The 12,349-nt window shown below is 44.5% G+C and carries 11 protein-coding genes; 1 reads left to right on the plus strand and 10 read right to left on the minus strand.

Going from position 1 to position 12,349, the window contains the following annotated elements; all coding sequences use genetic code 11:
* Positions 1–46 precede the first annotated feature (46 nt).
* From DYD21_RS11000 to DYD21_RS11020, 5 genes are all read right to left on the minus strand, one after another.
* Complete coding sequence (locus tag DYD21_RS11000) at positions 47–1,300, minus strand: serpin family protein (protein WP_116036526.1); 1,254 nt, start codon at positions 1,298–1,300, stop codon at positions 47–49.
* Between the two features lie 99 nt (positions 1,301–1,399).
* The gene (locus tag DYD21_RS11005) at positions 1,400–2,563 is read right to left on the minus strand and encodes a M20/M25/M40 family metallo-hydrolase (protein ID WP_116036529.1); all 1,164 of its coding nucleotides are present in this window, start codon (positions 2,561–2,563) and stop codon (positions 1,400–1,402) included.
* Between the two features lie 24 nt (positions 2,564–2,587).
* A complete protein-coding gene (locus DYD21_RS11010; protein WP_116036531.1) occupies positions 2,588–3,769 on the minus strand; it encodes a cystathionine gamma-synthase family protein in 1,182 nt (393 codons plus the stop codon).
* Between the two features lie 197 nt (positions 3,770–3,966).
* Positions 3,967–5,058 carry a hypothetical protein gene (locus DYD21_RS11015; protein ID WP_116036534.1) on the minus strand — a complete coding sequence of 364 codons (1,092 nt, stop codon included), beginning with the start codon at positions 5,056–5,058 and terminating at the stop codon, positions 3,967–3,969.
* A gap of 3 nt (positions 5,059–5,061) precedes the next feature.
* Positions 5,062–5,553: a hypothetical protein gene (locus DYD21_RS11020; protein WP_116036537.1), complete on the minus strand. Its 492-nt coding sequence runs from the start codon at positions 5,551–5,553 to the stop codon at positions 5,062–5,064.
* A 170-nt stretch (positions 5,554–5,723) separates the two neighbouring features.
* Here DYD21_RS11020 and DYD21_RS11025 point away from each other — a divergent pair, with 170 nt between their 5' ends.
* Positions 5,724–6,818, plus strand: coding sequence for a glycosyltransferase (locus DYD21_RS11025; RefSeq protein WP_116036539.1), 1,095 nt, complete (start codon positions 5,724–5,726; stop codon positions 6,816–6,818).
* A gap of 16 nt (positions 6,819–6,834) precedes the next feature.
* On the opposite strand, the gene DYD21_RS11030 is transcribed toward DYD21_RS11025, so the two are convergent.
* The 5 genes from DYD21_RS11030 to DYD21_RS11050 form a co-directional block, all read right to left on the minus strand.
* Positions 6,835–7,647 carry an FkbM family methyltransferase gene (locus DYD21_RS11030; RefSeq protein ID WP_116036541.1) on the minus strand — a complete coding sequence of 271 codons (813 nt, stop codon included), beginning with the start codon at positions 7,645–7,647 and terminating at the stop codon, positions 6,835–6,837.
* 230 nt (positions 7,648–7,877) lie between these two features.
* Positions 7,878–9,410: an oligosaccharide flippase family protein gene (locus DYD21_RS11035; protein ID WP_116036544.1), complete on the minus strand. Its 1,533-nt coding sequence runs from the start codon at positions 9,408–9,410 to the stop codon at positions 7,878–7,880.
* A complete protein-coding gene (locus DYD21_RS11040) occupies positions 9,403–10,674 on the minus strand; it encodes a glycosyltransferase (protein ID WP_158551567.1) in 1,272 nt (423 codons plus the stop codon). Before DYD21_RS11040 ends, DYD21_RS11035 begins: the two co-directional genes overlap by 8 nt.
* Positions 10,675–10,737: 63 nt before the next feature.
* Positions 10,738–11,736 (minus strand): hypothetical protein, encoded by a 999-nt coding sequence (locus DYD21_RS11045; protein ID WP_116036549.1) that lies wholly within the window; start codon positions 11,734–11,736, stop codon positions 10,738–10,740.
* Positions 11,737–11,750: 14 nt separating this feature from the next.
* On the minus strand, positions 11,751–12,344 hold the full coding sequence (locus DYD21_RS11050; protein WP_116036551.1) for a phospholipid-binding protein MlaC: 594 nt from the start codon (positions 12,342–12,344) through the stop codon (positions 11,751–11,753).
* Positions 12,345–12,349: the final 5 nt, after the last annotated feature.

Genomic DNA, 12,349 nt, shown 5'->3' on the forward strand with positions numbered 1-12,349 from the left:
AAAGCAGATCGCTTTCATGCATATTAGAGGGGTCTGACGAAAATCATTACCTCCCGCTAAAAACCCCCATAAACAATATGGTATTCGAACTGTTTTCGCGGATAAAAAAGACAAATGGCCGGTCAAGACGAATGGTTTTATACGATTGGCCTCCGCCTGCTGATGTTGTATAAAATCCGATTACAGTAACAGCTGCCGCCTCGCTGCCTTCTTCGTCAAGTTTAATGACTGCCCGGTGCATTACATCCGAAATGTATAGATATTCATCTTTGTTTATTCTCGAAAAATCGGTTTCTGGTTCACCAAATGGCAGCGTCAGTCCCATTTCTTTTAGCATCTCGGGAAAGCCTTCAATTTCATAATCCAGCTCAAATTTTGGCACAAAAACATTGAGGGTATCCTGTTCGAGCTGACGTGTGATGGATGAAAACCTGCTTTCTGTTAGTTCAGGCAGCTGTTCTTCCAGCACTTTGTTATCTGTGGGAATCAGGGCTGTAAATGAAAATCCGTCGTTTCCGTACCACATATCCAGAGCTGTCCATTCTGAGTCTTCGTAATAGCGAAATTCCTGGCGGGCCTGCATCATAGGCACTTCGGTTTGGGTACCGTCTGCCAGGTAAAAGGGTGCGTCGCGGGTCTCTTCGGGATCGAACTGAACCGTCCAGTCACCATTAAAATAGATGGCATTGATCAGGTACATCACTACCAGCGGGTCAATTTCTTCTATCATTTCTTCAATCAATCCGTTGGTTTTTTCGTCAATCCAACCGTTGATGATATCCGGCGCCTGAGGCGAACTGAAATCGAGTTCGCTTATCTCCGCATTGAAATATTCACTGTTGCTGTTCAGAAAATCATCCAGAACCGGAAACCCCTCCCTGATCCAAATGGAGTTGGCAATATTCATCACCACCTGTGCATCGAGGGTAGTAAGCAGCTCGATCAAATCTTTGTATGCCTGGTTGATTTCGTTGTTGGTCATTCCCGTATAACCAAAGAAATCCCGCATCTGATCATAGGTTTCTCCTTCCGCCCCATTCAGGGCCATCGCAAACGCAGTGGAGATGCTAAGCGGTGAGGCGAAAAACGATTGACCTCCCTCTTTTTCCATCAATGTTTGCAGAAGGCGAAAACTAAAATCATTTGATGCTTCAGAGATCATCAGCTCATGAACAGACAGTTCGCGGGGCAATTCCCGGCGCGGTTCATCTGTATCATCCGCCGAATTAAAAAGATCACAACCTGGTAACATTACCATTGCAAAAAAAATGATGGATAGGAAAATTATTCGATTAAGCATAGGCTGGAATTGATTGGGATATCATTACACTTTTATTACACCTCAAAAACCGGCAATACCTAATTAAAAAAATTTTCATCACCCAGAGCCGGCTTCTTCCTAATCAAGTGTACTAACCGAGCAAAATTTCTTCGCAGTTGATAACAGAAGTTCTGCCAGCTGATGTATAGAATCCAGCTCAACCCACTCAACCTCCTCGTGGATACCGCCGCCTTTTGGGCCGATAATGATCGTTTCAATTCCCGCTTCACCAAAAATGGCTGAGTCTTCCCACCAGGTGTGTCCCGTCCTTTTTAGTTTTTTCCCAAATACCCCTTCGGCTGCAGTATCTGCCGCAGCAACAATTCCAATTCCTTCTTCCGCCTCGTATGGGCTTCTCCACATCATCAACTCAAGAGAGGCGCTAATTTCGGGATCCTTATCCTGTATTTTTCTGATAATCTGTTTCAGTTCCTGTTCAACTCCGGAAGGTGTTTCTCCGGGAATTGTTCGCCGCTCCACGTGAATGGTGCAGCTGTTTGAATAGATAAAGAGGCTTCGTCCTCCCGAAATCATAGGCACATGCATGGATGCCTCCCCGCAAAGCGGATGCTTTCGCTCCTTCTGAAGATGATTTGCCAGTTTATTCAGTTCCACGAGCAGCGCTCCCATTTTCAGGTTGGCGTCAACTCCCTCATTATGGCAGCCTCCATGGGCTGTTTTTCCTTCCGTTGTAATTTTGAAGACGCAAAATCCTCTGTGAGCCATGCATAGTTCCAGGTTGGTTGGCTCAGTGACGATTGCGGCATCAGCGCTGATTTTCTGTATCAGTGCATTCGCACCAATACTCTCAAATTCTTCATCCGCCACAAATGAAAGTATCAGATCTCCTTTCAGCTTCACCCGATGATCCTTTACAGCCTTTGCCACCCCGACAATTGCCGAAATACTCCCTTTCATATCGTAAGCTCCTCTTCCGTAGAGTTTGTCACCCTCGATTTTCCCGGAAAACGGATCGCTCATCCCCTCCACTCCAACCGTATCCATGTGAGCATTAAGAACCAGGGATTTGCCACCTCCGGTACCTTCTATGATTCCCGTAATGTTCACACGGTCTGGCCCCAGCTCGTCAATCTCATACGGAATTTTCAAATCGTCCAGGATTTTGCTGATATATCGGGCAACCCCGGCTTCGCCCTTTCCGTCTTCTTCAAGACCGGGATTTACGGAGTTGATCTGAACCAGGTCCTGAACTGTTTTTAAGATGAATTTGCGGTCAACCATGAGCTTGCCTGAATGACTTCTGAATCAAATTTTTTCAAGCGCCTGTTTCAGATCATCAATCAGATCCTCGCTGTTTTCGATACCGGTCGAATAGCGAATCAAGCTCTCTGAAATACCAAGTTTTTTACGCTGCTGCTCCGAGAGTTCAACATGGCTCGTGACACTTGGAGGTCCCGCAAGCGTACTCACTGATCCCAGACTTGCCGCAAGGTGAACAAACTTAAGATGATGCAGAAACGTCTTCACGGATTCATAATCGCCATCAAGTTCAAAACTCAGCACACCTCCAAAACCTTTCATCTGCCGTTTGGCAATGTCATGACCCCGGTGCGTATCGAGCCCGGGATAAAATACCCTGGAAATTTTGGGGTGATCATAGAGAAACCGGGAAATCTTCAACGCATTTTCGTTTTGTCGATTTACGCGAAGTTCAAGGGTTTTCATTCCCCGTATCACGTTGTACGCCGTTTCCGGATGCAGGGTAGCCCCGGTTATTTCCCTGTATTGAAAGATTTTATGGACCAGCGATTTTTCACCACAAACCAGCCCGCAGAGTGTATCAGAATGCCCTCCAAGAAATTTCGTAGCACTGTGGATTACAAGATCAACGCCCAGCTCCAGCGGGTTCTGGTTGATCGGTGTGCCGAAGGTATTGTCCGCAACAACCAAAGCCCCGGCTTTCTTTGATGCAGCAGCAATTCGCTTAAGATCTATGATTTTCAGCGTGGGATTTGTGGGCGACTCCAGGTAAACCAGCGTACAGCCTTTGGCAATCTCCTTTTCAAGCTGTTCGTGGTCTTCCGTCTCACAGAGCTGAACTTCTATATTTAGTTTCGGCAGAAATTCCAGGAATAACTTGCTTGTACCGCCATACGAATCTTTTATAGAAACAACCCGATCACCCGGTTTAAGAAGCGCAAACAGAGTGTTACTGATGGCTGCCATTCCTGTAGAGAATGACGTAGCCGCCTCTGCATTTTCAAGCAACCTGATTTTCTCTTCCAGCACGGCTACGGTTGGATTGGTATTTCGGCTATAGATAAAGCCCGGCTTTTTGCCCAACGCCACATCAACCCATTCATCAAGATTTTTGTAAGCGTATGTAACGGTATTCACAATAGGTACTGTTGAACTGCCGTCCTGAAACAGTTCTTCTTCACCCGCCCATACCGATGCTGTGCCCCGTTTACTTTTTTTCAAATCCATCTTGTCTGTTTCGATTAATTAAGAGTTCAAAAATCTGAGTCGCTCGAATAGTTTTCTTTATTTGCGACCACAAATATTACGTCCGGTTTTCCGGAATGAGCGGGAGTTTAATCATCTTTCAGCTGTTCAGCAAACCTGCAGAAAAGGGTGTATCAGATATCGCGCCGTTTGTTTGCGCATTTGATTTCACTCCAAAATCAAACCTCGCCTGTACTGTTAAGCAATTTTATCAGCTTTTTTATCCCGAGGAAAATCACGATTAAAAGAAATAGGCTGATCAATACCACTTCATGAAGTGTGGGTTCGGTTGTGCTAATCAGCAATCCCCGGTCGCTGACCCATCGGAGCACAAAGAAAAAGAGAAAGAGTGCGCCGCCGAAATAAAGCGCCATCCGGGCTGAATTCTGTTTTGTTTTTGTGGATAGGCTCTGATTTTTCAGCTTATCAGCCAGATCATCCCATTTGAAAAAAGCCGCATAAGCGAGGAAGTTGGGCAGAAACGCGATGTTCAAGGTCATCATCGTTGAAAAGTGAAACATCACGGCAAAGCAGCAGAACAGTCGAAACCATCCGGCTTTTAAAACCGCAACCAGAAATCCGACTTCAAAAAGAATGGTAGCCCAGTCGAGGAATTCCCAGATCCAGGCTGAATCGATCTGAACAGCTGCATCAGCGAGAAGGTCCTGCCGGCCTCTCATAAAATACTGGTTTAACAGGTGGCCTTTTGTAGCTTGTGTGGTTGGATCAAGCCAGCCGCCCAGGATTTTTGGAAAACCGGCAGTAAACATCATAAAGCCAATAAACAGGGCCAGCAGAACCAGCGGCCACCCTTCCGTTTTTTCAGATACCCTTCTTTTCGCTGAATCGAAGGAGAAGGCTGCACCCCAGTTGCTAAACGCCATAATAATTGGCGTAACAGAAAGCAGAAGTTCGTGATTGATCTTACCGAGACTGAACATAAATCCCTGGAGAATCAGCATGGAGATGCCGGCAGTGACGGATGAGATTTTCGTATAGATACCCAGAAGTACCCCAATCCAGCTCAGAATTAACAGAATGTGCACGGCCTGAAGAAAGATCTCGGGAGGAAAATCATCAAACAGCATCATAGGACCGGGCGGAGGCGTGAAAAAATCAGTCGGATAACTTGTGAGAACAGAATAGAGACCAAAATCCGGCAGAAGGAAAAACAGGAACAACAGCGATGCAAATATGCGGTAGATGGCAAGACCTTCTGCACCCGGTGAGTAGCTCTCGAAGATCCATTGCTCAAATTTATTTTTCTGCATCAGCTACTCCCCTCTCAAAATCTGCACGCGCTGAATCACCTGTACCGAATCCTGCTCAAGTCCGTCTGCCGTTCGCTGCATGAAGCTTCTTTCATGAAGCATCTGAATTTCGTTCGTTTCCCTTCCGGTTTTCTCACTTGCGCGTTGATTAAACCAATCCAGCGTTTCATCAGAAAACGTATTGACATACTCCTGGTCCGACAGGTTGCTGCGCATGAAAGCGGGAATCATAGAGAGCGGCATATCATCAAAAAAAGTTTGCAGCGTAAGGCGGGTGGGTTCAATTTGATCGGGGTGAGATACCTCAATAAAAAATTGATTTACCGCATAATGTCCGTCGTATACATAAACATTTTTAAACCCGGGAAACACAAATGCCGGCCAGGGTTCGGCTTGATAGTAGCCAATAACTCCAACCAGACCGTATTGGATCGGCAGATAACAGAGAAAAAAAATAAAAATTCGTTTAACTGTTTTTCTTTGAGTAGACTTCATATCAGCAGGATAAATTTCTCCAATATTATTCTATCACTCCAACTATAATTTTTTATGTTCTTTCTGATAGAACGACTCTATAAATTACTGAAAACTTAATTATTTATGGAACTGAACCCTCTTCGATCTGATAATAGGAACTCTACCCCGTGCAGATTAACGTTTAATTTATGAAAGTACTCCATTTTAAAACGACGTACCTGAACGAATCTGAAACATTCATCGATCGCCTGGTACGAAATCATCAGGAGTTTTCTCCCGTTATTGCAACATGCAATAAACTAGCGTTTACGGAAGGTTTAAACATTCATGAGATGCCAAAATCTGGCTTTGCGGGATTGGTAAACACCATTCAGCTCAAGCTCAATAGCAGTCCTAAATTTCTGTATAAGGTTTTTAAACAGGAGAAGCCGGATGTGGTGCACGGTCATTTTGGACTCGACTCTTATCGGTTGATCCCGGTCATAAAAAAATTTGGAACACCATTTATTGTTAATTTTTACGGTCATGATGTTATCCGGCTCCCGCAAGAATTTGGATGGACGGCAAGGTACAACCGGCTGAAAAAGCATCTCGATTTCGCCATTGCAGGTTCTGATGATATGAAGAGCAACCTGATTGACCTGGGATTTAATCCGGAGCGGATTCAGACCATCAAACTCGCCGTGGACCTGGAAAAGATTCAGTTTCAGCAGCGTGATTCTGCCGGATTGAACATTATGATGGTTGGGCGCCTGGTTGAGAAAAAAGGATTTATTTTCGCAATTCGAGCATTAAGTATGCTCCGCGAAAAGTACCCCGAAGCACAAATGAATATTTTCGGAGACGGTGAACTTCTTGAAGTTTTAAAACTGGAAGTTGCTGCACTGGATCTTGAAAACCGTGTCCACTTTAAGGGTTTCACAAATAATGATGAGATTATCCGTCAGCTATATCATCACGATATGCTTCTTGTGCCAAGTGTACAGGCCAAAGATGGCGACAGAGAAGGCATCCCGCAGACTACCGTTGAAGGGATGGCGACGGGAATACCGGTCATTGCCACAGACCACGCTGGGCTTCCGGAATTAATCGATGATGGGAAAACCGGTCTTCAGGTTCCGGAACGTGATCCGGAAGCGTTGTATCTTGCGATGCATAAGCTGATTCAATCACCTGAAATCGTAAAACAAGTGAGTCATGGGGGGAGGAAAAAGGTGATGGAGGAGCATAATATTGATATTCAAGTCACCAAAACTGAAAAACTTTACAAAAGTTTATTGTAAATAGGTATCGGAAATTTTAGTTCACTTTAGTTAATGAGATGATAAAATTTATGTTTCTCTGATACTCATCATCTTTTTCATACTCTGTAATTTTTAGAAAATCTTCGATCGTTGTGATTTTGGTGTTAACCCTATTTTTTTTGTCTAACAGTGTTACGGTATACAGAGAGAGTATTTCATTGAATTTTTCTTTTGATATCTCATCCTTATTGTGAAGAATTTTCCTGTGATATTCTATCAGAATATTGTTTACAGCCCCTGATGAAAGTATTTTTTCCATACCGCGAAGAACGTTTAGTTCAGCACCCTCAACATCAATTTTGATGAGTTTAATTTTTGATTTTGAAAGATACTTTTCCCAAAAATCATCTAATGTGATTGTCGGTACTGTAAAACGTTTCCCATCAAGATTTCTACTCGATTGGTGCATACTATGCGAAGAAGGATGCCTGCTTTGATATAATTTTACGATTTCACATTTATCAGAAGCAGCAAAATTCATCGCAACTACATTATCTAACAATTGAGTATTTTTATACAAAGCATAAAAATTATTGGTTTCTGCTTCGAATGCATAAACTGCTCCATCGCTTCCAACTTTATCAGAAGCAATCCTTGAATAATAGCCTACATTGGCTCCTACATCGATAAACAGATCTCCCTCGCTCAAATAATTTTCGACATTTTTTGTCATCATAGGCTCATAATCACCCTTCGCTATATCCCCCCCGGTTAAGTGTGATGTACCCTCAGGAAACATCCAATCATTTTTAACTCTGTAATAATGAAATTTTACAGATCTTTTTATTTTCGTTAATGGGTTCTTCATGTTACCTCAATCATAAAACAGGATTTGTCTCATATATACTTTCTTAGCCTGTAACGCTCTCTAAGCCCTATTTCAGTTATCCACGCAGAAGCCACGCAGATTTTAAGAAACACAATTACAAAAGTCCTAAAATTTATAATTAGTTATCCTAAAACATCATTTACAGAGCTAAAATCAGAAATGTGAATTTAATAACGCATTTATAAACAAGTAATCCAATTTCCGAAAAATCACTCTTCTTTTTTAGAACTCAAAAACTTCAGCATAATCCAGTTCTTAAACTTGCTCCAGTCGTCAGGAGTAATCACTCTGAAAAGGGTTCCGGCTATAGCGAACATCAGCAGGTATGAGACGATGCTGAATCCAAGTCCGCGGATAATCATATCGGGGTCAAAAAGTGTAAAGCGGGCAAACCAGGCAGGAATTGCCACCAGAACGGACGTTCCGAGCACTTTGAAGTAGAATGGAAACGGCAGCACTTTGTGAACAGGCAGATTCATATGCCCGCCAATTCTTCGCAGCACCACGAACCAGTTATAGAAATTGGCAATGAGTGTTGAGGTGGCTGTTCCGTTGATGCCCCAGATCATTGTAAATGGAATACTCAGGATGATGTTTGCCGCCACAAGATTAAGGCTCACATAAAACACACCTTTCGTATCACCAAACGCCTGCAAAATACTGCCGTAGTGCGTAACCCGCATTAACACAATGAGGTTATATATTTGAAACGGCAGAACAGCATTTGAGTAATCAGTCCCTTCTGATTCTGCGATAAGTGACACCAAATCAGGGGCAATGACAATCGAAAGAATCGTGAGAGGTATCACCAGCAGACTCACTTTTTCCACGCCTTTGTACCAAAGCTCGAGAAGCTCCTCTTTCTTTTCATCGAGCTGCAGGCTCACGTAGCGGCTGATCAGAACCGAACCCACCGCAAACGGAATCACACGAATTATCGGCACCTCCTGCGCTCCGATGGTATACTCGGCATACGCAGCGGCCGGCAGCAAAATCGATACCACAAATTTATCCACGTACCGGTTGATCTTATTTGTGAGTGAGGAAAACCCGAGCGGAAGCGAAAAATCAGCCTGCTCTTTAATGGTTACTTCTGATTCGCTCAGTTTGCCATCCGGCAGGGCATAATGGATCCAGATAAATGAACCGAAAAAGCGGATCACACCGTAGATTACCAACCCGTAAACCGCAATTTCAAGCGGATATCCAAGCGCAAGCGGCACCACAAGGCAGCCAAAAGAGAGGAGGCTGGTTAGCATTTCGTACCAGGCAGACTGCCGCTGCTTATCGATTGCAAGCAAAACATTTGTAACCGGCCAGGTCGGAATTTCGAGTACGGCCAGAAGCCCCATCCAGGGAAGCAGATCCTGCACGCGATTTACGCTAAGCGGATCCCATTCCGTGAGCATATTCGGCGCGAAGTAAGCGACAATCAAAACAAAAGCACCCGCTATGAGGCCGGTACAAAGCAGAATAGCTGTAGTCTGGGCAAAAAATCCGCGCTTTGCACTCCCGCTGATCCGCTCGAAATAGTAAAATATGCTCTCTGGAAAACCAAGCGTAGCGAGATTCCGCGCAACCTCGTGTATCATCAGCAGGTACCCGATGATCGCAAAATCGGTTTTGGAGAGAATCTGAATTGTCGCGATTACAATTGCCAGGTCAATCACCGTGGTAATGATCCGGGCAAATACCACAACTCCCGCTTTTTCGGTCAGATTATCTTTCTTCTTTTCACCCATCTGTGGTCAGTTCCTCCATGATGCCGGCAAGTTGACGGGTCGTATATTCAGGTGAAAATTCCAGGTCCGTTTTCGGTTTTCGGGTAATCTCCACCGGTTTTTCACCTTTCTCTTTTTTCTGAACTGCAGCTGAAAGAAACCGGGCAATGGCATCACTATCCTGATTTTCAAAATGGACCCCGGCACCCGCCCGGGCCAGAATCTCCCCGATCTCCGGGTTTGGAGCGATTGACAGAATTGGCTTGTCGCTGTTCAGATATTCCCAGAGTTTCGCGGGAATAATATGTTTTCGCTCTCTGCTGGTGCTCAATAAGAGAAGATCCGCCTTTTTGAAAACCGAGGGAGCCATGGTGGGCAGAACTTTTTCGTGTGTTATGAATTGATGCTTCAACCTCATTTTTTCGAGATATTCTGTATCGCTCTCTTCAAGATTTCCGAAGGAGTGAATACGAATCTTTTCTCTCTCTTCCGGCGTTAGTTTGCCGACAGCATTTGCCACCGGTGCCGCCGGACTCAGACGACGAAATGACCCAAAAAAAAGAAGGTTCACCCTGGATGAATCTATCTCGGCATCCCATTCTCCATCGCTGGATTCTTGATCAACAGGATGATAGGAGTTATAAATCGTTGCTGTTTTTTCTTCGTCAAGTCTGTAATGCTGCTGGTAGGCCCGTTCTGTCGCCTTTGAAGTAAATACAACACGATCAGCCGCTGAAATAAATTTCTTTTCAAGCTTACGATCTCTCCAATCTGAAAAGCGGGAACGCCTTCGCAGGTTCAGGTTAGTTTGGGTCCAGGGATCACGAAAATCAGCAATCCACGGCTTGTTCAGATCCCGTGAAAGTTTATGCCCAACCCAGTGCCCCGACCATGGATCTCCGGTACTCCAGATGATGTCGGGATTTTCGGCCCTCGCTTTCTCCAGTATTTTGCCGTAGGAGCTTCTGAAAAGAAAAATCCAGGTATCCATCGGTACCTGACTATCAAACCATTCAGCGAGCGCATCAGCCGCCTTAGAGGAAAGAGTGCGCTTTTTCTTCATACCGGACGATGCCGGCGGCCCGCCTGTTCTGTCAAAGGGCGGCTTGAGCTCCAGAATTTCAACATTTTTGAGAGCTTGTATTTCGGCATCGGTTTTTTCCTGTGATTGATCCTGGATGGTACATACAACCGGTTTCCATCCAAACGACTGCAAATGAATTACAAATCTGTATGGACGCAGTGAACCCACGCGCCTGCGGGGTACGAAATAGGGTGCTATCATGAAAACCGTTTTCATTGCAGGAAGGTAGGCATCATCAGGTAGAGATAAAACGTCCGAATCGAATCAGCTTTCGCTCGCAACTGGTCCGCCGTTTTGATGAAGATCGTTCCAGATTTGATCAGCCAGCTGAAAGAAAGGTTTTTTTTGATGATACCATCCGAAATGAAGAAAATAGGGAGTAACATAGTGATAATCGCCCGATCCGGGAAGGATAGTAAACATTTGTATCAGCAGTTTTTGCAGCCAGCGGACCGGGAAACCACGAAAATTATACACGAATTTTTTTTTGTAATAGAGACAGGAAACCGATTTGAATTCAGAATCATACACGGTGAAATCATCAATGAAATCGAGCTGCACACTTTCATAACTGTTAAACCAGGGGTGTATCTGCAGTTCCAGGTCTGCCATTGCCATCGCCAGGCTCCACTCGCACGATTCTTCACTCCTTCCCGCCTCTTCTGTCCGGCTTCGAAAATGCGTTTCCGCCTTTCGGTACAGCATTTCTTTTGCTTTATCACTAACGGCTTTTGCGGTATTGTAATCCGCAGCATACATCACACCTGACTGAATTCTGGGAAGGTAGGTCAAACCAAATCGTTTCAGGGTACGGTTTCGCCTGCCAAGCAGCATATCTTTGATGATCCCGACTCCTTTCGGGCCTCCAAAAAAATTATCGGCGGAGTGGTTGCCGGTTGCGGTGAATGGGTAAGATGAAAACGTCTGCCACAGACGGTCGGGATCTCTGCATACGACAATATCACCATCCAGGTAGATATTCCGCTCATACGGCATAAAATCACAAATATTATGCTTGAACCCTGTGATAGACCGATTTTGTTCAGGCAGGATAAAGATGTGCTGAAAAACGGATTTCAGGTGAGGCTGATCGAGAATTTTACGATGTTCTTCAGTACAAAAAATCGCTGCCGGCCGGGACGCATCATACCTTCGAAGCGTCTGTACGCTCGTAACAGCATATTTCAAATACTTTTCGTTACCATAACTATTGTAAACGTACCCTTCAGCCCCAAGTTTTTTTTCCGCAAATTTGTCTGCCATTCCGCAATGTTAAATCAGGTAGATGAGCGAGATGCACGTCGCTCCAGACTGTCCATCAGAGCATCAAAACCACGCTGACGAATAATATTTTGAAACTGCCTGTGATACGATTGGGCGGTGGATACATCATCAATCTCCATGTCGATGATCATCCATTCTCCATCCTGCCGTTCCATATCGTAATTTACAGGTGTTCTAACGTTTTCGAGCTGGGCGATGGTTTCTACACGTGCTGTGCTGCCGTCAACAGAAATATTTTCATATGTAACCTCAGCCCTGTAAATATCGAGACGGTTCAGTGACTGATCGCGTACAATCGTTGAAAAGAGTGATACAAAACGCTCTCGCTGATCACTGCTGATTTCATTGAACGTATCATCGAGTGCATAAGCTGCCATCGATCTGAAATCAATGACACCGTTTATGATTTCTTTAAGCTCATCACGCTGCTCCTGGGTGTAGGTGCTTCCCTTTGGGCCCAAAAGCTCTTTGATCTCCTCATCTCTGTCATCAAGCATCTGTCGTATTTCATCAGCACCATTTTGAGCGATTAAACTGGATGCCAACAGTAGTGAAATAAATACAGCTAAAATATTTTTTAAATGCATAGTCG

The sequence above is a fragment of the Rhodohalobacter sp. SW132 genome (assembly GCF_003390325.1).
Classification (GTDB): Bacteria; Bacteroidota; Rhodothermia; order Balneolales; family Balneolaceae; genus SW132.